The organism is Thermostichus sp. MS-CIW-36 (genome assembly GCF_054059035.1).
The window spans coordinates 1-20466 of sequence record NZ_JBSSBR010000001.1; the positions used below are offsets into that span (position 1 = coordinate 1).

Annotated in this window: 21 protein-coding genes; 13 read left to right on the forward strand and 8 right to left on the reverse strand. The window is 58.6% G+C overall.

The features are described from left to right. Positions 1-39: 39 nt before the first annotated feature. Positions 40-1194: a glutamate--cysteine ligase gene (gene gshA, locus ACVWVQ_RS00005; RefSeq protein ID WP_414374961.1), complete on the reverse strand. Its 1155-nt coding sequence runs from the start codon at positions 1192-1194 to the stop codon at positions 40-42. A gap of 141 nt (positions 1195-1335) precedes the next feature. Between gshA and ACVWVQ_RS00010 the strand changes: the two genes are divergently transcribed. The 7 genes from ACVWVQ_RS00010 to ACVWVQ_RS00040 all read left to right on the forward strand — a co-directional run bounded on the left by ACVWVQ_RS00010 (position 1336) and on the right by ACVWVQ_RS00040 (position 8481). Then, entirely contained in the window at positions 1336-2775 is a 1440-nt protein-coding gene (locus ACVWVQ_RS00010) for an NAD(P)/FAD-dependent oxidoreductase (RefSeq protein WP_457506249.1), read from the forward strand. Next, complete coding sequence (locus ACVWVQ_RS00015) at positions 2772-4061, forward strand: hypothetical protein (protein ID WP_457396121.1); 1290 nt, start codon at positions 2772-2774, stop codon at positions 4059-4061. Before ACVWVQ_RS00010 ends, ACVWVQ_RS00015 begins: the two co-directional genes overlap by 4 nt. A gap of 252 nt (positions 4062-4313) precedes the next feature. Beyond that, positions 4314-5399 (forward strand): hypothetical protein, encoded by a 1086-nt coding sequence (locus ACVWVQ_RS00020; RefSeq protein WP_457506251.1) that lies wholly within the window; start codon positions 4314-4316, stop codon positions 5397-5399. 168 nt (positions 5400-5567) lie between these two features. Beyond that, positions 5568-5909: a hypothetical protein gene (locus tag ACVWVQ_RS00025; protein ID WP_457506253.1), complete on the forward strand. Its 342-nt coding sequence runs from the start codon at positions 5568-5570 to the stop codon at positions 5907-5909. 137 nt (positions 5910-6046) lie between these two features. Further along, a complete protein-coding gene (locus ACVWVQ_RS00030; protein WP_457506255.1) occupies positions 6047-7348 on the forward strand; it encodes a gamma-glutamyl phosphate reductase in 1302 nt (433 codons plus the stop codon). A 125-nt stretch (positions 7349-7473) separates the two neighbouring features. After that, the gene (locus ACVWVQ_RS00035) at positions 7474-8115 is read left to right on the forward strand and encodes a hypothetical protein (protein ID WP_011432202.1); all 642 of its coding nucleotides are present in this window, start codon (positions 7474-7476) and stop codon (positions 8113-8115) included. 3 nt (positions 8116-8118) lie between these two features. After that, on the forward strand, positions 8119-8481 hold the full coding sequence (locus ACVWVQ_RS00040) for a DUF3493 domain-containing protein (protein ID WP_414374954.1): 363 nt from the start codon (positions 8119-8121) through the stop codon (positions 8479-8481). A 26-nt stretch (positions 8482-8507) separates the two neighbouring features. Here ACVWVQ_RS00040 and ACVWVQ_RS00045 read toward each other — a convergent pair whose 3' ends face one another. Beyond that, on the reverse strand, positions 8508-8876 hold the full coding sequence (locus tag ACVWVQ_RS00045; protein WP_414357203.1) for a hypothetical protein: 369 nt from the start codon (positions 8874-8876) through the stop codon (positions 8508-8510). A gap of 237 nt (positions 8877-9113) precedes the next feature. On the opposite strand from ACVWVQ_RS00045, the gene psaC reads away from it, so the two are divergent. Further along, on the forward strand, positions 9114-9362 hold the full coding sequence (gene psaC / locus ACVWVQ_RS00050) for a photosystem I iron-sulfur center protein PsaC (RefSeq protein WP_414350136.1): 249 nt from the start codon (positions 9114-9116) through the stop codon (positions 9360-9362). A 455-nt stretch (positions 9363-9817) separates the two neighbouring features. Here the strand turns inward: psaC and ACVWVQ_RS00055 are convergent, their stop codons facing one another. Continuing rightward, on the reverse strand, positions 9818-10537 hold the full coding sequence (locus tag ACVWVQ_RS00055; protein ID WP_414374952.1) for a DUF554 domain-containing protein: 720 nt from the start codon (positions 10535-10537) through the stop codon (positions 9818-9820). A gap of 167 nt (positions 10538-10704) precedes the next feature. Here ACVWVQ_RS00055 and ACVWVQ_RS00060 point away from each other — a divergent pair, with 167 nt between their 5' ends. Next, positions 10705-11259, forward strand: coding sequence for a GNAT family N-acetyltransferase (locus ACVWVQ_RS00060; protein ID WP_414357199.1), 555 nt, complete (start codon positions 10705-10707; stop codon positions 11257-11259). 3 nt (positions 11260-11262) lie between these two features. Continuing rightward, complete coding sequence (locus ACVWVQ_RS00065; protein ID WP_414357197.1) at positions 11263-11967, forward strand: esterase/lipase family protein; 705 nt, start codon at positions 11263-11265, stop codon at positions 11965-11967. A gap of 9 nt (positions 11968-11976) precedes the next feature. Here ACVWVQ_RS00065 and psb29 read toward each other — a convergent pair whose 3' ends face one another. Beyond that, a complete protein-coding gene (gene psb29 / locus ACVWVQ_RS00070; protein WP_414357195.1) occupies positions 11977-12792 on the reverse strand; it encodes a photosystem II biogenesis protein Psp29 in 816 nt (271 codons plus the stop codon). A gap of 52 nt (positions 12793-12844) precedes the next feature. Between psb29 and proB the strand changes: the two genes are divergently transcribed. Next, positions 12845-13960, forward strand: a complete 1116-nt coding sequence (gene proB / locus ACVWVQ_RS00075) for a glutamate 5-kinase (RefSeq protein ID WP_414409345.1) — start codon at positions 12845-12847, stop codon at positions 13958-13960. A gap of 86 nt (positions 13961-14046) precedes the next feature. On the opposite strand, the gene raf1 is transcribed toward proB, so the two are convergent. The 4 genes from raf1 to infC form a co-directional block, all read right to left on the reverse strand. Then, positions 14047-15150: a RuBisCO accumulation factor 1 gene (gene raf1, locus ACVWVQ_RS00080; RefSeq protein ID WP_414343401.1), complete on the reverse strand. Its 1104-nt coding sequence runs from the start codon at positions 15148-15150 to the stop codon at positions 14047-14049. 164 nt (positions 15151-15314) lie between these two features. After that, entirely contained in the window at positions 15315-17261 is a 1947-nt protein-coding gene (locus ACVWVQ_RS00085) for a serine/threonine-protein kinase (protein ID WP_457506258.1), read from the reverse strand. Positions 17262-17387: 126 nt separating this feature from the next. Continuing rightward, positions 17388-17852 (reverse strand): thioredoxin-dependent thiol peroxidase, encoded by a 465-nt coding sequence (gene bcp, locus ACVWVQ_RS00090; RefSeq protein WP_457467351.1) that lies wholly within the window; start codon positions 17850-17852, stop codon positions 17388-17390. Positions 17853-17867: 15 nt separating this feature from the next. Beyond that, entirely contained in the window at positions 17868-18374 is a 507-nt protein-coding gene (gene infC / locus ACVWVQ_RS00095) for a translation initiation factor IF-3 (protein WP_457410967.1), read from the reverse strand. Positions 18375-18686: 312 nt separating this feature from the next. Between infC and ACVWVQ_RS00100 the strand changes: the two genes are divergently transcribed. Together ACVWVQ_RS00100 and ACVWVQ_RS00105 are read left to right on the forward strand one after the other, a co-directional pair. Beyond that, positions 18687-19007: a hypothetical protein gene (locus ACVWVQ_RS00100; RefSeq protein WP_414357184.1), complete on the forward strand. Its 321-nt coding sequence runs from the start codon at positions 18687-18689 to the stop codon at positions 19005-19007. A gap of 33 nt (positions 19008-19040) precedes the next feature. Then, positions 19041-20435, forward strand: coding sequence for an aspartate ammonia-lyase (locus ACVWVQ_RS00105; protein ID WP_457467350.1), 1395 nt, complete (start codon positions 19041-19043; stop codon positions 20433-20435). The last annotated feature ends 31 nt before the right edge of the window (positions 20436-20466 follow it).

Sequence of the window (20466 nt, forward strand, 5' to 3'; positions counted from 1 at the left end):
AACAGAAAGATCAACTGGTAGTAATCCGTACTGAACATATTATACATTATTTTCAGTATAGTTGAGCTTATTATTGACTAGAGTCATGCTCTCTCGGTCTTGTTCGGCCAGCTCCTGGATGGCCTGTTGGTACACCTGGGCAGGTGTGGATCCCTGGTTGACTTGCTTCAGCCAGCGTTGGGCCTCATTGCCCTGGTGGAGCAGAGTTTGCAAGGGAGCTAGAAAACAGCCCAAGCCTTGAGGTTGGCCAATACGCCAAGCTTCGGTCAGCAGCTCTTCGATCCACTCTTGGGCCGCCCGTTCCCGGCCTGTCCGCCAATCGACCAAATGAGATTGCAGCGATTCTCGAGCAGCAGCCTGCTCGTTGGCTTCGCAAAGGCTCTCCAGCTCTGTTGGGGTAAAGGGCCCCCGCAAGGGATCCAGCGCTTCCGGCTGGGCCAGCAACTGCCAGAGACGGGCTTCCACCAAGGCGGTAATCGCCAGAACCATCACCGGATCCCCCACCAGATCGCAAATGCGCAGCTCCACGCGGTTGAGGTGGTAGGGCCGCTCCGGGCCGTTGGGTCGCACCGAGGCCCACAGGTGGCGCACATTCTGCATGGTGCCCAAGGCTAGCTGCTCCTGGATCCAGGCAATGTAGTGGGCGTGATCCCGGAAGAAGGGCACCTGAGCCGGCGTTTTGGGGAACACCTGCCAACGGCTGGAGTGGGATCCCGTCACCCGTCCGTCCAGAAAAGGAGAGGAAGCGCTCAGAGCTAGGTAGAGAGATGCTTCCGCTCGCAGCAGGCGACAGGCCCGGAAGATGGCCTCGGTACCTGGCAGGCCAACATTGATGTGAATGCTAGCAGTTACCACCCGCGTGCCATAGGTGCGCTCGATGTAGTCGTGGTAGGGGTTGCCGGGATCCGACCGCTCGAAGTGATCGCTGCCGCCCAAAGCCAGCGTACTCCCCGGCAGAAGGGTGTAAGGGCCAAGACGGCGCAAAAATTGCCGCAACTGTAGGCGAGGCCGCAACAAGGCACAGAGCAGGTCTTCGTAGCGGCGAAGGGGAGGGGTGATATACTCCACGTTGCGCCGATCCGGCTCCCGCACAAACCCTGGCAAAGCCTGGCAAATGCGATCCGACAAGCCCACCACTTCCCCGGCGGCGGTGCCGGTGTACATTTCCACCTCAAAGCCCTTGGTTAACAGCACAGGCCAGCCTCCAGCCGCAGCCTCACCAGTCTAACCTCTGTGCCCATTTTCCCAGGGCTTTGTAGGGAATTGTCCGGTGGCAGGGGACTTTCCCGACCTGCTTTAGAATGTCTCCACGGGGTAGTTGCGAGAGGGAATAGAGTGCGCGATCCCATCTACATCCTGGGAGCGGGGCCGGCAGGCATGGCGGCTGCCTATCGCTTGAACCAACTGGGTTTTTCCGTAGTGGTGGTAGAACGAGAGGAGAAGGTCGGGGGTTTGGCCAAAAGTATTCAGTATCAGGGGTTTATCTTGGACTATGGCCCGCACCGTTTTTTCACTAAAATCCTGCCGGTGCGAGAGTTGTGGAATCAGGTTTTGGAATCCGAGCAAGTAACCGTCCGACGGCTCACCCGCATCTATTACCGCAAGCAGTATTTTCAGTACCCCATTCAGGCCTGGGAAGTCCTGCGCAAAGTGGGTTGGTGGGAAAGCCTGCACATTGTCCTTTCCTATCTCTGGGCACAATTAATTCCGCGACCAGCTCCCCAGAACTTTGCCGACTGGGTCAAAGGCAAGTTCGGCACCCGACTCTTTCAAATGTTCTTTGAAGGATATACGGAAAAGCTTTGGGGGATCCCTTGTACCGAGATCAGTGCTGATTGGGCCGCCCAGCGCATCAAAGGTCTCAGCCTTGGGCAAGCCATCCAAAAGGCCTTGGGGTGGAATCGAGGTTCGGTGAAATCCCTGATCGATCAGTTTCAGTTTCCTCGCCTGGGATCCGGGCAGCTCTATGAAAAAATGCAGGAGTATTTGCTTGCCGAAGGACAGAAAGTCTTGCTCAATACAGAGGTAGTCGCCCTTAGGCACGAGGGATCCCAAGTTGTCGAGCTGCAACTGCGCAATCTTCAGGATGGAAGTGAAACTTGGGTCTCCCCCTCCCACGTCATTTCCTCGATCCCTCTGACGGTGTTGGTGCAGAGCCTGCGGAAATTGCCTCCCCCCCAAGTGCTGCAGGCAGCCCGCAATCTCAGATTTCGCAATACTGTCTTGGTTTACTTGATTGTGCAGGGATCCCAGCTCTTCCCCGATAACTGGCTGTATATCAACGATCCAACGGTGGGGGTGGGACGGGTGACCAACTTCGCCAATTGGTCTCCGGCCATGTTGCCCAACCAAGAGCAAACCCCCTTGTGCTGTGAGTATTGGTGCAACTTTGGGGATCCCTTGTGGCAAGCTCCTGAGGAGGAATTGCTGGCTTTGGCCGAGAAGGAGCTGCGTCAAATTGGCCTGCTTCACGATCAAAAGATCTACAGTGGCTTTGTGGTGCGCCTGCCCCGCACTTATCCCATCTATACCGGTAGCTATAAAGAAGATTTAGCCATTTTGCAGGAGTATCTCAGCCAGTTTGAAAATCTACAAGTGGTGGGCCGCTACGGCTCATTTAAATACAACAACCAAGATCACAGTTTACTGATGGGCTTGCTGGCGGCTGAGAACATTCTCCGACCCGGTAGTCACAATCTCTGGCAGGTGAACTCCGACGACGATTACCAAGAAGAAATCAAAGTGACATCTTCACCCTTAACAGTTCAGCGATGAGCTTGCCTCTCAGTCATCTGTTGCAGCGAGGTCGGCAGCATCTTGGCCCTTTTTTAGGGCGAGTCTTGTTGCCCAGCTTGGCCTTGACAGTGCTGCAGATCTTCATGATCTCCCTCTGGAGTGAGGAGAGCAATTATGTTTCCATCTTCAAGGGCCTAATTCAGTGGGATAGCCATTGGTATCTCGGCATCGTGCGGCAGGGGTATCAGTTTGTGGGCTTTGACAAGATTGCCTATGAGCAGAGCAACGTGGCTTTTTTCCCCGGCTACCCCCTGGCGGTGGCTGGAATCAGTCGCCTTTTGAGCGTTGACCCTGAACTAGGGCTTTACCTCACCGCCCAGCTCTTTTGCTGGCTGATGTGGGTTTACCTTTTCCTGTTCTACTGCAAGTGGCAAATTCCCCCGCTCTGGCAGGCTTTGGCAAGTTTGCTCATCCTGGTTTATCCCACCAGCTTTTATCTGTGTGTGGGCTACAGCGAGTCTTTGTTTACAGCTAGCTTGTTGGGTTTTCTCTACTGGTCAATTCATTGGGATCGTCCCCTGCTGATGCTCCTGGCCGGGATCCACGGCTTGGCAATGAGCGCCACCCGCATTGTGGGTTTGCCGGTAGCCTTGATTCCACTTCTCAATCTCTGGTCAGGATCCCGACGTTGGCTTTGGACAGTGGCGACAGTGAGCCTGGCTTTGCTGGGGGGGCTGGGCTTTTTTCTCTACTGTCAGCTTCGCTTTGGACGCTGGGATCTCTACATGGAAATGCAGTCCTACTTTGGCCCCAGCTCTGTCAATTACCTGGCCATTGTTCAAGCGCACACCTATACTCCTCTCTTTTCTATTGGTCATTGGCGATCCCTGTTTTCCTTTTCTGAAGCTTTGGAAGCTGGGATATGGGCAATTTCCCTCAGTCAAGTGTTTGTTCCTCTCACCTTGGGATCCCTACTGGTGACCGGTTTGATAGATGGGATCAGCTCCACAGCCGGCAAAAGTCGGCGCTGGCAGGAGCGGCTGGGGTTTCATTTGGCTGCTTGGGTGATGTTTTACATTGCCTTAGCAGGAATGAGTGTGGTGGGCCAGCGAAGTATGGTTCGCTATTGCCTGCCGGTTTACATCGTGCAGGTGCTGGCCTGGCTGCATTGGGCCAAACACACCGATTTCAGCTTCATCCCCCAACGGGCTTGGCGATATCTTGGCAGTGCCCTGAAGCTGGGGTATTGTCTTTTGGCTTTCATCTTTTTTGCCCTCAACCAAATCCTCACCTGGCGCTACGTCCAACATCTTTGGGTGGCTTGACGGAGCCGTCTTGACGAGAGAAAGAGCAATGTGCCGATGAGTCTTCGCCTCAGCCATCTGTTGCAGCAGATCCGCAAACTTTTAGGTTGCTTCTCTGTTCGGATTGCTTTGCTAGGCTTAGCGCTTACTATCCTGCAAGTGCTAACGATATACCTCTGGACAAAACGCGGTGACTATGCTTCTGCCTTCACAGCCCTGAGTCAGCGGGATAGCTATTGGTATCTCAGCATTGTGAGGCGGGGGTACCAGTTTGTGGGTTTCGACAAGATTGCCTACGAGCAGAGCAACGTAGCTTTTTTCCCCGGCTATCCCCTGGCAGTGGCCGCAATCAGTCACCTTGTGGGAGTTGACCCTGAACTGGGGCTTTACCTAACTGCTCAGCTCTTTTGCTGGCTGATGTGGGTTTACCTTTTCCTGCTTTACCGCAGGTGGCAAATTCCCCCCCTCTGGCAAATTTTGGCCAGTTTGCTCATCTTCTTTTATCCCACCAGCTTTTACCTGGTCGTGGGCTACAGCGAATCTTTGTTTATGGCCAGCCTACTGGGTTTTCTCTACTGGTCAATTCACGGGGGCCGTCCCCTGCTGATGCTCCTGGCTGGGATCCACGGCTTGGTGATGAGTGCTACTCGGATTGTCGGCTTGCCGGTGGCGCTGCTCCCTTTTTTGAATCTCCTGAAAGCGGGGGAGAGAACCCAAGCCCGCCGCTGGTTTTGGACGAGTATGGCAGCGAGCTTGGCTCTGTTGGGTGGCCTGGGCTTTTTTCTCTACTGTCAGCTCCGCTTCGGACGCTGGGATCTCTACCTGGAAATGCAGCGTTACTTTACCGGCGTGAAAGCCAATTATCAAGCTATTTTCCAAGCTCGCACATATGTCCTTTCCGCCGAACGCTGGCAAAGCTTACTCTCTCTTTCTGCACCGATGAAAGACCCTGGGCTGTGGGCTGACGCTCTTAGCCAACTGTTTGTGTCTGCCACCCTGGGATCCCTGCTTGTTACAGGTTTAATGGATGCGGCAGGAGTTATGGCAGGTAGAAGCCAGTGTTGGCGGGAGCGGCTGGGATTTCACCTGGCTGCTTGGGCCATGTTTTACATTGCCCTGACGGGTACGAGCCCCTTGGGCGAGCGAAGCATGAGCCGCTATTGCCTGCCGGTTCACATCGTGCAGGTGCTGGCGTTGGTGCATTGGGCCAAACACACCGATTTCAGCTTCATCCCCCAGCGGATGCGGCCCTATCTTGGTGTCGCCTTGAAGCTGGGATATGGGCTGCTGGCTTTCATTTTTTTTGCCCTCAACCAAATCCTCACCTGGCGCTACGTCCACCATCTCTGGGTGGCTTGACTCCGCTTTCCTGAAGATAGGATGTGAGGGATCCCAACTTCTCACCGGCTGAGAGCTGTGGCGTTCTCTTCTCCCCGCAAGTCTCCCCGTCAAAAATCAGCCCCGCGTGTCGCTCAGACCCTTGAGCCCGCCAAAATTTACCCCTGCCCGTGCTGCCACCAAGGTCAGTTGCGCCTGATCACCCTAACCGAAGCCTTTGGGTGTAGCCGTTGCCAGCATATTTTTGCCATTACCCCCGACCGCCTGTACATCGAGCAACTGGCCGTTTCTTATCCCTACCGCAAAATGTGGTTCTGGAACGGCTACCAATGGGTGTTGCGGCGGGAAAACACCCTACAGGGATCCGCGCTCTTGGGCCTCACCCTCAGCTTGGGCATTGTCTTGGCGGTTGGGTTCATCGGCGCAGTGCTCTTCCCAAACCAAACCCAGTTGCTCAGTTGGTTCATGATTCTCGGCTTGTTGTTGACGCTGTTGATGGTAACGGCGATCCTGATGCTGCGGCGGCCCTGAGGTGAGTGAGATTTTCTCCAGCGACTGGTCTCCAGAATTGGCAGCCCCAGCACTTGTGGATCCAACCATTTCTTGTTAGCAGTGGTCTGGAGAACGCAGCGGGTCTGTCTCTAATGGGCTAGGCGGGAGAAGTTCAAGTGACAGATTTCGGTTCAGACTTTGACTTAGGTACCACTCTGCGACAGGTACGCCGCTTACTACCGCAGATGCAGCGGTTGAGCAGCCAAACCAAGCGCCAGGCCCTGCTGGCTCTCTCGCGGTGTTTGTTGGAGCGCTCCGATCTGCTCCTGGAAGCCAATACCCTCGACCTGGAAAGTTGCCGCGAGCAAACCGTACCGGAGTGGATCCTCAACGGCCTGAAGCTCACCCCCGAGCGTCTACAGCGATCCGCCCAGTTGCTGACTCTCCTGGCCCAGCAGCCGGATCCCATTGGCAAGCTGGAGAAAGGGCACCGCCAGGAGAATGGCCTGTTTATTGGCCGCTACCGCGTCCCGTTGGGGTTGATCGCTCTGGTCTATGAAATCTACCCCGAGTTTGCCTTAAATGGCATTGGCATGTGCCTAAAAACAGGAAATGGCATGATTTTGGCCAGCAGCGGTCCCATCCAGAAAACTCACCAGGCCATGGTCAACCTCTTGGCAGAGACGGCTTATGAGCACGGGATCCCGGAAGGGGCCATTCAAACCTTGCCCGCCCAAGACAAAACGGCGGATCCCCAAGCAGATTCCCCACTGTTGCCGTTGCTACAGCAAACCCGCTACCTAGACCTGGTGATTCCCTGCGGTCGCCCCGGCTGGGTGGAGTTCCTGTTGCAGGCCAGCAAAGTGCCGACTCTGGCTACCCATTTGGGCTACGGCCACATCTATCTGGATCGCACCGCCCCTTGGCCTTTGGTCAAGTCGGTTTTGTTGGATCCCCTCGCCCAGTATGGCTCAGAAGGGATCCCCATCTATCAGCCTCTCACCCTCTGGCTGCTGATCCACACCGATTGGGCCACCAACCATCTGACCGCCTTGATTGAGGACTTGCTGGGTCACGGGATCGATATCCAGGCAGCCGCCCCCATTCTGGAACAGTTCCCGCAGCTCCAGCCGCTTGGGCAAGGCTTTGACTCGACGGAACGACCTCATCTGCGCCTGCAGCCCATTGCCGACCTGACGGAGGCGATCGCCTGGATTAACAAAAATGGTTGCCGTCAATCGGAGACGATCCTCACCGATAGCCAATCGGCGGCCCAGCGCTTTCTCCAGGAAGTAGATGCCGCCCTGATCCACATCAACACTTCCCCCCTCTCGGCAGGCCGGGGAGCTGGGATCCCCACGTTGGGAGCGTTTCGCGACCTGTCTTTGGGCATTTCTACCCAGCGGCTGCACGTGCGCGGGCCCATCGACGTGGAAGCCCTGACAACGGTGAAGGTGGTGGCTCAGGGTGACCTGTAGAGCTGGAAGGTTGGTCGGCCCGCCCAAGGACCCAAGAGCTGCGATGAGGCTGGAGAAGAATAAGAATAGTAAAGAATAGATCGACATCAGCTCACCATCCAACCGAGCCCAAAGGGAGGACTTTTTTGGGGATCGACCTTCGCAGTTACGTGTTTTTGGATCGGCTGCAACCCCAGTATGCTGCTTATCTGGGCACAGTAGCCTACGGCTTTTTGCCCCTGCCTGGGGACACTTCTTTGTGGGTTGAGATTTCCCCCGGCATCGAGATCAACCGCGTTATGGATATTGCCCTGAAGGCCACCTCGGTGAGGCCGGGGCTGCAGGTGGTGGAACGCCTCTACGGCCTTCTGGAAGTACACTCCAGCAACCAAGGGGATACCCGCACCGCCGGACGGGCGATTCTGGCTGCCTTGGGGGTGAGTGAACAGGAGCGCCTCAAGCCCCGCATCATCTCCAGCCAGATCATCCGCAACATTGATCCCCACCAAACCCAGTTGATTAACCGTTCCCGCCGTGGCCAAATGCTCCTGGCCGGCCAAACCCTCTATATCCTGGAGGTGCAACCGGCAGGCTATGCCCCCCTGGCTGCCAACGAGGCAGAAAAATCTGCCCAGATCAACATCCTGGAGGTGATGCCTTTCGGTAGCTTTGGCCGCGTGTACTTGGGAGGGGAAGAGCGAGATATTCTGGCCGCCTGCCGTGCTGCTGAAGCCGTCTTGGCGGGGGTTTCCGGTCGGGAGCCCCTCTTGTTGCCTGAGGAGGTGTAGCCAATGGCAGACTCCGATCCCAAGCCAAGATCGCCCCTGTCGCAGCGGCGGGATCCCTCTTCAGCGGAGCAAGTGAGGCTCTTGACGGAGCTGGCCGCTCCCTATCGCAGCTTGCGGCGCTTCATCTACCTGGCAGCGGGCTTCTCGGCCACCATTGGGGCGTTTGTGTTTTTCTTTCAGGCCCTGGCGGGGCGAGACTTAAGCACCACCTTGCCCAGCTTGGCCTTGCAGTTGGGGATCCTGGCCGGCGCCATCGGCCTAAACAGGCTGGAAAACCGCTCTCACCAGAAGGTGATCAGACAGGTCAAACAACGCTTGGGCATGCAGCAAGACTCCCAGGAGCCCCAACGGTCGGCGGACAGTTAGCCCGCCCATTCCCCGCAGCCCCTTTCTCAATCCAGATCAAAGTCATCATCATCCGCGTCAGCACTGCGCAGATAGCGGCGCTGAGTTTGGCGAGCGGGATCCCCTTGTGACCACTTTTGGACAATTTGGACACCCAGAAAGGTCAGAAAGGCCCCCAAAGCCACAAACGTGAGAAGTGGGATCGCCAGGATCACCACTGCGCCCAGGACATAGATAGCCACCTTGGGCAGAGACGGATCCACCCCCCAGCGGCGGCTGCGCACCCAATCGGTGAGCTGCTGATCCCATTGGCGCAGGCGAGGCCTGTTCTCCTCGAAGATCTCCAGCAAAATCGGCCCCAGACGACGCAGATTGCCCTGAGTTTGCCTTCGCCAATCCTGCACCGAACGCCCCATGTTCAGGATCCCTTGTCCTGTGATCTTCAGGCCGATCCTAGCCCAACCCTAGCAACCTTCCCATCAGCTCAGAGGACGACCCCACCGGATGTAAATTTGTTTGAACATTTGGATCGGAGATTTTGGAGGCTTCCCAGGACTACAGTACACTGAGGGCACTGGCGCAGCGATGTTGCTGCCATGCCGATTCGGTAAACCTTTTTTTAACTTTTCAACCTGCTCGACTGGAGAACGCTAATGGCTCACTCGGTCAAGATCTACGACACCTGCATCGGCTGCACTCAGTGTGTGCGGGCTTGTCCCACCGACGTGTTGGAGATGGTGCCCTGGAAGGGAAAAAACAAAGCTGGGATGATCGCGGCTGCCCCCCGCACCGAAGACTGTGTTGGCTGCAAACGCTGTGAAACCGCTTGCCCTACCGACTTCCTGAGCATCCGGGTCTACCTTGGCCCCGAAACCACCCGCAGCATGGGCTTGGCCTACTGAGTTGCTGGGGGCTGGTTGCATCCTGATTTGCAATTGCCTATAAATTACTGGCAAAAGCTTCACCGAGAGTTTGGCGTGCAAGCCCCGGCATTGATGCCTGGGAAAGAGTCGTCATCAAGCTTAACCAAAAAACTGGGTTTAAAGCCCCGTCCTTCCAGGGCAGCTTTGCACTATGCTGCCTGTAGCGGCGGGGTAGTCAACCGCTCTTGCCTAACGCCTGCTGTCCGCAAGTCCCCCCTTCGGGGGGATTCATAGAAAGCAAATTCGAAAGCATTTGAAAAGCCAAGTAGCTTTTGGAACGTTCCGCTCGTAGGGCTTCCTGCACCAACTGTTCTCTGGTGGTGTGGTTGAGTAGCTCTTTCAGACTATCGGGGGTCATCAGAGATTGGATCCCAGTTAACCGCCGGCCATTAAGCGGTTTCTGACCCTTTCTACCTCCCAACCGACCTGGAAACCTAGAAGTGGAGATCCCAAACGGGGAAAAACCCCACCAGCAGCTCCACGATCACCAAAGCCGGTAGCAAGTTGGCCACCCGCAGGCGGGCCAGGCCGAGCAGGTTGAGGCCAATGCCCAAGATCAGGATCCCACCGGTGGCCTCCAAGGCGGCGATCAGGTCTGGGCGCAACAGAGGCTGCAACTGCCGCGCCAACAAAGCCACTCCCCCCTGAACCAGGAGCACCGGCACCGCAGAAAATAGGGTGCCCCAGCCAAGGCTGGCGGTGAAGGCGAGGGTGGCGATCCCGTCCAAAGCGGCTTTCACCAACAACAGCGAGGGATCCCCCAATCCATCCTGGATGGATCCCAGCAGGGTCATGGGGCCGACCACAAACAGGATGCTGGTGGTGACGAAGGCACGGGTAATCGGGTTGGGGCCCAGCCAACGGCTTACCTGCTTTTCCAGGGCCTGGCCAATCCGCTCAAAAGCAGCCTCGATGTCAATCCACTCCCCCAGCACAGCTCCTGACATCAGAGCAACCAAAACCGTTACCGCTTGGGCGGCACTGCCGAGGGTGAGGGCCATTTGGATCCCTAAGACCAGCACCAGGGATCCCATGGCTTGCAAAAGGGTTTGGCTCATTCGCTGGGGCAGGCGGCTACCTACTCCCCAACCAAGGCCGCTCCCCGCCAAGATGGCGAGGGTATTGACGAGAGTGCCGGTGCCGGGAGGAGCCATAGACTTTTTAGCGCCCAGACTTTCCACTCTCAGTTTCCGATAAAGACCTGTCCCAAGCCTGCGCGGAAGCACCTATGCAGATTCAGCTATTCCCGCTGCCAATCCTGGCTATACTGAGGACACGCCTACCTGATCAGATGGGGGCTTTCACTCCACGAAGACATCCGATGAGCTTTTGGAAGGGCCTGTTCGGGGCAGCAGGGGCCGCTTCGACGAAAGAGTTGGCGCAAAAAACGACGGCCAAAGCTGGTCATGTTGCCGCGCAGCGCAGTCGCGACCGTCAGGAAGTGGTGGCGGTACAGGGCGAGTCCATCCTGTTCAGCTTGGATCCCAACTTGGATCTGTACGAGCTGGAGGAGCTCTGCGATGCGGTGGGATGGTCGCGTCGTCCCATTCCCAAGGTGAGAAAAGCCCTGCAGCACAGCTTTTTGGTGGTGTCGATGTGGCAGCAGCGGGGCAGCTATCGTCGCCTCATCGGCTTTGCCCGGGCAACGTCCGACCACGCCTTCAATGCCACCATTTGGGACGTGGTGGTTCATCCCGATTTCCAGGGCAAGGGTCTGGGCAAGCGGCTGATGGAAAAGGTGATCCAAGAGCTGCGCGCCCAAGACATCAGCAACATCACCCTTTTTGCCGATCAAGGGGTGGTCAGCTTTTACGAGCGGCTGGGCTTCACCCCCGACCCCGAGGGGATCAAAGGCATGTTCTGGTATCCCCGCTAGCGTATGGCTCCTCTGGTGATTTTGCCCGGTTATCTGGCGGGCGCGTCGGAGTATGAGCCCTTGCGTCAAGAGCTGGAAGCCCGCGGCTATGCGGCACGGGTGGTGCCGTTACGGGTGCGCAGTTGGTTTCCCACGCTGGGGGGAAGGCCCGTCACTCCCATCCTGTGGGCGCTGCGAGAGGCCATCCAAAAGACCTGCGCTGAGTTTGGGGTTGACCGGGTTAACCTGGTGGCCCACTCCGCCGGCGGCTGGATTGCCCGCATCTACCTGGGATCCGTGCCTTACGGGGGACAGGTGTGGCAGGGGCGGGAGCACGTCGCTACGCTGATCAGCCTGGGATCCCCTCACATCAGCCGGGAGCGCTGGACGAAGCGCAATTTGGACTTTGTCAACACCCACTATCCGGGGGCCTTTTGGCCCGAGGTGAACTATGTGTGCGTGGCGGGCAGAGCCATTCAGGGGCGGCGCTTGGGCCTGGGATCCCTGTGGCGACAGGAGGATTATCTGGCTTGGCTGGCCTACAACAGCTATTGGCTCACGGCTGGACAGGGGGAATTGTGGGGCGATGGCATTATCCCCATCGAGGCTGCCCACTTGCAGGGGGCTGTCAATCTCACCCTGCCCGACTGTTACCATTCCGGTCGGGGTGGACGGCGCTGGTATGGATCCCCCGAGGTGGTGGAAACCTGGGCTCGGTATTTGGCTTAGGGCCTGCCTTTAGCTGCTGGGCTCGCTCGGGTCGGCAAGGGAAGTCTCGGGCAAAGAGGCGGCGGATTGGCGGCGTTCCTGCTGGCGTCGGGCGGCTTTCACCATCTCCTCGACCACAGCCCGCGCCTGCTTCATGCGATCCAAACTACTCCGATAGAGCTCCAGATCCTTTTTCACCCGCTCTGCCGAAAAGGGCAGCTTGCCCACCACATCCTCCAAAAAGCGGCGGGTGCGCTCTTCCGCTTCTTTGTAAAGGGACTTGGCCACGGCTTCATAGGCTGTATAAAGGCCAACAGCCAAGACCCGGCTGTAGGCATAGGGCGGCTGAGTCATGCGCTCCAAAATGGCTTTCAACCCGCCCACATCTTCCGCCTCTGGCTTGAGGCAAAGGAGATCCAGTCTCTGACGGGGATCCCCGCTGCTCATCAACTCCAGCAGATCGCGGGCATTCTTGCGCAACACCTCCGGCTTGAGGTGCAAAGCCTTACAGAGGGCGTTGAAAATGGCTTCTCGCTGTTCGGGGGGTTGGTAGGCTTCCATCAGCCCGTCGTAGAGGGTGACCATCCCCAAGGCAAAAAACGGATCGTAGATGAAGGTGCTGTTGACGGTGGTCAGGTGCAGCTCGACCAACAACTCCTCCACCACCCGGCGATAGACGGCGTTGATCGGGCGAGGGTAGGCGCTGAAAAAGGCCGCTTTGGTGGCGGAGAGGGTGCGAACAGGATTCACAGGCAGACAAAAAAAGGTGAGCTTGAGGACGGCTTTCTCTGTTCTATTCTCGCCTGTGGTGACCCTGAGGGCAAGCGACGACCAATACAGCCGCATCTTGGCTCCGCTATGGTGAATAGATGGGTGGGAAGATGGGTTGAGGGAGGCGATGGCAACAACAGACGTGACGGTGGTGGTGAAGATCGGCACCTCTAGCCTGACAGATACTCAGACCGGCTCGTTGCGTCTTTCCGTATTGGGGCCGCTGGTGGAGGTGCTGACTCACCTGCGCCGGCAGGGATACGCGGTGATCTTGGTCTCCTCCGGGGCGGTGGGGGTGGGCTGTGCTCGCCTTGGCTGGCGGCAACGACCGACGGCCATTGCCGAAAAGCAGGCGGTGGCTGCGGTGGGACAGGGGCGGCTGATCCGCCTTTACGATGACCTCTTCTCGGCTCTGAACCAGCCGATTGCCCAAGTGCTGCTCACCCGTGGCGATCTGGTGGAGCGCAACCGCTACGTGAACGCCAATCGCACGTTTGCCCAATTGCTGCAGATGGGGGTTATTCCCATCGTCAACGAAAACGACACGGTGGCGGTGGAAGAGTTGAAGTTTGGTGACAACGACTCGCTTTCGGCGTTGGTGGCCAGCATGGTGCAGGCCAAGTGGCTCATCCTGCTCACCGATGTGGACAAGCTCTATTCGGCTGACCCCAACCGAGATCCTTCCGCTGAGCCCATCGAGCGGGTGTTGCCCGGGATCCCCCTACAGGTGAAGGCCGAAGCCCAGGGGAAAAGCGGCTGGGGCACCGGCGGCATGGCCACCAAACTGACCGCTGCTCAAATTGCTACAGCTGCAGGGGTAACGGTGGTGATCACCAATGGCAAACGGCCTGAGCAGATCCCGGCAATTCTGGCCGGCGAGGCCATCGGCACCCGCTTTGATCCGGCTCCTCAGCCCGCCAGCGCCCGCAAGCGATGGATTGCCTACGGCCTCATCCCCGAGGGATCTTTGACTTTGGATGAGGGGGCGGTACGAGCGGTGTGCGAGCAAGGGCGCTCGCTGTTGCCGGCAGGGATCACAGCCATTTCTGGGGAGTTTGAGGCGGGGGCTGCCGTGCGCCTGTGCGATCCCAGCGGCCAGGAGGTGGCGCGGGGCCTGGTGAACTACAGCGCCGAGGAGCTGCGGCAGATTAAGGGCAAAAAAACCGCCGAGATTCCCCGCATCCTGGGCTACGAAGGGGTTGATACTGCCGTCCACCGGGATAACTTGGCCTTGCTCAATTGAGGCCATGGGTGAGGCCATGGGGGCGAGTCCAGGCGCGGTGCTCTGCACCACTAGCACGAATGGCTACAACGGCGGGATCCCAACGCCTATTCTTCCAACTGCCAGGGATCCTGAGCCAGCACCTCATCGAAAACCCGCGGGGGGCGCACGGCCATCAGCACCTGGCCCAACAGGGGAGAGGAGGGCGAGTCTTCTATCCACTCCACCGCCAGGGATCCGGCCCGATCCACCAGGAAAAATCCCGCCATCTGAGCTCCCTCCCAAACCCGAGCGGCGCGATCGACCACCAGCAAAACCGGATCCTGTTCTTCACCGGCAGGCACCGGCAAACCCAACAGGGATCCCAAAAGCCGGTTTTCCACCTGAAGGATCACCGGATCCCCGGCCTTTTGAATCACCGGCCAAGCAGGCAAGGCCATCCAAGTCTGCTCCGCCGGGCTGTTGACCCAGCCAAAGGGCCCTTGCGGCTCGCTGGGGGGGATCCCTTCCCAGGCGGCAGTTGCAAGAGGCAGGGATCCGGCCACCGGCAGCAGTCGCGGCAGATCTTCTTCCAAGCGAAACACGGACAGCTTGGGCAAAACGCTGCGTTGGGGGCGGGAGCTGGTGGCAATCGTGGACAAGAGCTGCTCCACCTGTCGGCGGGCTGTATCACTGTGGACATACTGAAACGCTCGACCGATAGCGCGAGTTCGCTCCTGCAGATCGCGGGTTTGCTGGGCCGTCCGCCAGGCTTGATAGGCTACCGCATCGCCGGGGTGATCCGTAAACCCTTCCGGGAGCTGCTGGAGCTGGGCATAATTTTTCACCGCGCGGGCGATCTCGTGAGCATCAGCGGCATTCAAATGGCGACTGAAGATAAATTCCGCCACCCGAACCCGATCCTGTGGGGAGAGAATGCGCAACTCGTAGAGGATATCGCTGCCTTTATGGGCAAAATGCCCCAGAACTTCTGGGCTGGCTCCTGCTTTGGCCATCCCTTCGTAAACCTGGGCCGCAACAAGGATCTGGTTTTGGTGAATGGGCTCAAACCCGGTTGCCTCGAAGATGGCCTGGGGAGTCATTTTCTGTCGTTGCAAAGCTTGACAGGCCTTGGCCCAATCCAGCCACCGGCCCTCTTTGCGGCGCAGCCGCTCTACCAACAAGCTGGGATCCTCCTCCACAGCAGCAGGTTCCGGCAGATACTGACTCATGCTTGTTCTCCAACAGGCTGGACAGATCACCACTCCCCTGGTCCACAGCCCAGCAGAGCTGGCCGGGCATCTGGCCAAACTTGATCTTCAAACTTGATCTTAGGGCTGATAGCGGTTCTGGCCGAGTCCGGTCGCGACAGCGGGACGGAGTCCTTGGCGAAACTCTAGATCGCTGGGTCGCACAGCATCACCTGGGAAGGCTGTCCACTCACCGGCAAGCAGTTCAGATCCAATTGCCAAAGCTGAGACAGGTGAGATTTCTCTGCTTTGGGCACTTGCAGCCAAACCTTGCCTCTTTGGCCCACTTGCAACACCTGTGAGCCGTCAGGCACGGCCATCTGGGCCAGGGGATCCCCTTTTTCACCATACAGCCAGAGGGAAGTGGATTGTTCCCCATCTCGACACAACAGCAGCACTCCCCAAGGAGCCTTGGCCATCTGGACAGGCCAACCTTTCAAAAACCAGCGGCGCACCCGCAGCGGATTCACCTGCACCGAGTGGAGATAGGGGCAGCAACCTTGCTGGCCTTCCCTTCCCTCATCTGTTGCCGCAAAGAGCAACCGTTCTCCCAAGCTGATCACCCCCCCTTGGGGATCCAAGGGCAGGCGATAGCGAATGGGCTGGGATCCCGTCTGCAGAGACCAACCGGTCGCGACAGCGGGATGGCGTCCCTTGGGATAGGGCAAGAGGCTCATCTCCACCCACTGCTGCCCCACACCTGTCAACAAAACCAGATGCTCCGAGAGGGCCAGCAAGCGGGACAGGGATCCCTGCCAAGGCCAACGAAAATAGCACCGGGAATCGGGGAAAGGCTGTGTTCCTGTCGACGTGGCCGGCTGCCATTGTACGGCCCCCAACTCTTGGGCGGTGGCCCAGACCAGCTCCTGTCGCTCTGCCAGCCAGGTGGCCTGCCAATCCTCCTCAAAGCTGAGCAAGGTGCGGATGTGGCTGGGGCTGAGGTGCAAAAGGCTGCTTCGGGAGAAGGCCAGGGCTTCCGGGAAGGTGTTCAAGGGCAGCACCGCCCGAATTGGCTCGTCCAGGGAAAAATGGGCCAAAGCAGGGGATCCCAGGGCAAGGTTCTGGAGCTCCAGCCATTCCAGCCTCTGGGGGGTCACCCGCAACAGCAGCGGGGATCTGGAGCCGCTGGGATCCTCGCAGATGCAGAACTTTTGCTCGGCCAGGAACTCCATCCCGCCAGTGTCAACAGAGCCCAGATCCGGCAGATCCCAAACCTGTACCCCAGGGGGCGGCCATCTGGGCAGGCGAGGGCCAACCCAACAACTGGCCGGCTCTTGCCACTCTTGGGCAACCACCGCCAAAGCCGACCGCATTTGGGCAGCAGTGCGGAACCGCCGCAAGGGCAACTTGCGTAGGGCTATCTCCAGCACCTCCCGCAGCGGGGCAGGGATCCCTTCGGGACAGACAAACGGCTGGTTGAGGTGGGCGTGCATCAACTGGCTGGGGGATCCGGAAAAAGGCCGCCGGCCCGTCAGCAGCTCCAGCAGGATGATCCCCACCGCGTAGAGATCCGAGGCAGGGCTAAACTGACCGTAGAAGCGCTCGGGAGCCATGTAGGCAGGGGATCCGGTGGCGGTGATCTCGCCGGCAGCAGGCTGCAGGCGACGGGCGATGCCAAAATCCGTCAGCTTCAGTTGCCAGCCCTGGGGCGTGGGCTTGAGCAGGATGTTCTCGGGCTTGACATCGCAGTGGATCACCCCCTGCCGGTGGGCATGATCTAACCCGGCCAAAATCTGATCCACAAAGCCCAAAACCTGTTTGACCGGCAGCCACAGCCCTTGCTCCACCTGGTCGATCAGCTCCCGCAGCGTGCCTCCCTCGCAGTACTCCAACACCAGGTAGCGACCTTCGCGGGCATGTTCGAGGGCGTAGCAGCGGGTAATGTTGGGGTGGTTGAGGGTGAGCAGATGGCGCAGCTCCCGCAGCAGATTTTGGGTGGGAAAGCGCTCCGCCGGCAGCTCCTTCAGGGCCACCAGGTCTCCTCCTTGACGGGGACGGGCACAGAATACACGCCCGTACTGCCCTTGGCCGGCCAAACCCAACATTTGGTAGCTGTCGTGAATCGACTTGAGGGTACGGCTGCGTCGGGACACGGCCCTAGCCCACGAGGAATCAATACCGGCACTTTACATCTTTTTTTGCTCTTTTCGTTCCCGTCTTGGCTCAGGTTCCAGAACAACGAGCCCAGCAGCAGGTCTGCCGAACTCCCACCGGAAAGCCTAAGAGCCGGTCAACTGCTTGAGCAGCTCCGCTGCGTGGGTTTCCACCTTGACCTTGGTGATAACGGCCTCGATCTTCCCCTCCGGATCAATAACAAAAGTGGTGCGGTGAATGCCGTTGTACTCTTTGCCCATGAACTTTTTCGGCCCATAGACCCCGTAAGCCCTGGCCACCTTGGCCCCCTCATCCACCAACAGGGGGAAGGGCAGTTGCAGCTTCTGGGCAAATTTTTGGTGGGAACGGGCATCGTCGGCGCTCACCCCCAAGATGGCGATGCCGTGGGCTTGATAGTCAGCGTAGGCATCCCGAAAGCCGCAGGCTTCTTGGGTGCAGCCGGGGGTGTTGTCCCGCGGGTAAAAATAGAGCACCACCCGCTGGCCCCGCAACTGGCTCAAGCTGATGAGATTGCCCTCGGCATCGGGCAGGGTGAACTCCGGAGCCGGATCCCCAACCGCAAGGGGCATAGGTGGGATCCCTCCTCAGACCGATTTTTTGGGAGAGAGAATCATCGTGATGTTTCGCCCTTCCTTTTGGGGAGGCTGCTGCATTTCCGCCACGCCCTCCAGGTCTTTGAACAAGCGCTGCAGCAATTCTTCCCCCAGCTCGGCGTGCTGGGCCTCGCGACCGCGGAACATCACGGTGGCTTTCACCTTGTCTCCATCCCCCAAGAACTGCTGGGCGCTGCGCAGGCGGACATGGTAATCGTGCTCGCCGATGTTGTAGCGAAACTTCACTTCCTTGATCTCGGCGGTGTGTTGCTTCTTACGGGCCTCCCGTTCTTTTTTCTCCTTCTCAAACTTGAACTTGCCGTAGTCCATGATGCGGCAGACGGGCGGATCGGCCTTTTCGCTCACCAAGACCAAATCCAGATCTTTTTCTTCTGCCAGGCGCAGGGCCTCGCGCGGGCTCATGATCCCCAACTGGGTGCCGTCGGTATCGATGAGGCGGATTTTGGGGAAGCGGATGCGCTCGTTGATGGCCGGCAGCTCTGCACGCTGCTTGCGGGGGAAGCGGTCAAGTGGACGCTCTACGGTCAAGTTTTCCTCTCTCAACGAAATGAACAGCACAAAACCCATGCTAAGTAGAAGCAAGCCCCCTAGGAGCAGTGCCGACCCGTGGATTTGAACTTATCCAATCAAAGTCGGCTATCGGCCCGCAGGCTAAGGCATGCTGCACCTATACTAACCGGCATTTTCTACCTCCTTCTAGAGCTATCAAGAGTTGTCAAGGCCCGCTCACTTGGGGATCCTGCCAGATTGGGGCAACAACCGCGGTAGGATACCAAAGTGGCGATCCTGATGGGATCAAAGGTTGTTTGTCGGCCAGCAGGGAGGGCAGAAGCGGTGCAGCTCGGTTTAACGGAACGGGAACTGACAGAGTTGGCCCAAAAGTCGGTTCAGCTCATCCTCAGCCCGCGGGAAGGAGATAGCGAGGCGCTGATCCAGTACAAGTCTTCGGCGGAATTTCGAGCAGGGGTGCACCTGGCCTGTGCGGCCATGGTGTTGGTCTTGGCCGAGAACAACGAGCGCCTCGGCCAACAGTTGCTGGCCACTTTACAGAACTTACAGAAAGGATCCCCGGCCCTCGAGACACCCTCGGAGGGGACTACCGGAAGCTAGCCCAAGGATCCGCGAACGGGAGAGGAGAACGCCTTGGCCGAGGTACGCAGCGAGCGGGACTCGATGGGGGAGCGGCAACTGCCGCAGTCGGTTTATTACGGCATTCAAACCGTCCGCGCCCTAGAGAACTTTCCCATCAGCGGCCTCAAGCCCCTGCCGGAGTATGTAGAAGCCTGCGTGCTGATCAAAAAAGCGGCGGCAGAGGTCAATGGGGAGTTGGGGTGCATTCCGGCAGAGGTGGCCAAGGCGATTGTCCAAGCGGCGGATGAGATCCTCCAGGGATCCCTGCGGGATCAGTTTGTGGTGGATGTGTACCAGGCGGGGGCGGGCACCTCCCACCACATGAACGTCAACGAAGTGCTGGCCAACCGCGCTCTGGAGATCCTGGGGGAGCCCAAGGGCCGCTACGAGCGGGTCAGCCCCAACGACCATGTCAACTACGGCCAGTCCACCAACGATGTCATCCCCACCGCCATTCGTCTGGCTGCCCTGCTGCGGGTGCGACGGGATCTGCTGGGCACTCTAGACAATTTGGTGGCAGCCCTCGAGCAGAAGGCAAAAGACTTTCACGGGATCCTCAAGGCCGGTCGCACCCATTTGCAGGATGCGGTGCCAGTGCGGCTGGGGGATAGCTTCGGCGCCTACGCGGCCATCTTTGCCCAACACCGTCGGTGGATTGAGGAGGCCAGCCAGGCCCTGTGCAGCTTGGGGCTGGGGGGAAGCGCCGTCGGCACCGGCCTCAACACCCATCCCCAGTATCGGCAGCGGGTGGTGCAACGGCTGGCGGAATATACTCAGCTACCCCTGACCCCTGCCCCCCACCTGATGGCGGCGATGCAGAGCATGGCCCCCTTTGTGCATCTGTCGGGATCCCTGCGCAACTTGGCCCAAGATGGCATCAAGTTGGCCAACGACCTGCGGCTGATGGATTCCGGCCCCAAGACCGGCCTCAAGGAGATCCAACTCCCCCCGGTTCAGCCCGGCTCTTCCATCATGCCCGGAAAGTATAACCCGGTAATGGCCGAGATGCTGAACATGGTCTGCTTTCAGGTGATCGGGCTGGATACCGCCATCACCCTCTGTGCTCAGGCGGGGCAATTTGAGCTGAACGTGATGATGCCCCTCATTGCTTATGACCTCCTGCACAGCCTACAGATCCTAAACAACAGCCTGCGGGTCTTCACCGAGCGCTGCATTCAAGGCATCACCCCCCAACCGCAGCGATGCCGCGGCTACGCGGAAGGGACGCTGGCTTTGGTGACTGCTCTCAACCCCTACATCGGCTACTTACAAGCGGCAGAGGTGGCCAAGGCTTCTCTGGAAACCGGCCAGCCCATTCGACAGATTGTTTTGGAGCGCAACCTCATGACCCCAGAGCAGGTGGCGGAAGTGCTGGATCTGGAGGCGATGAGCCAAATGCAGTCCTAACCCATTCGCTACAGTGGAGGCATACTGCTCC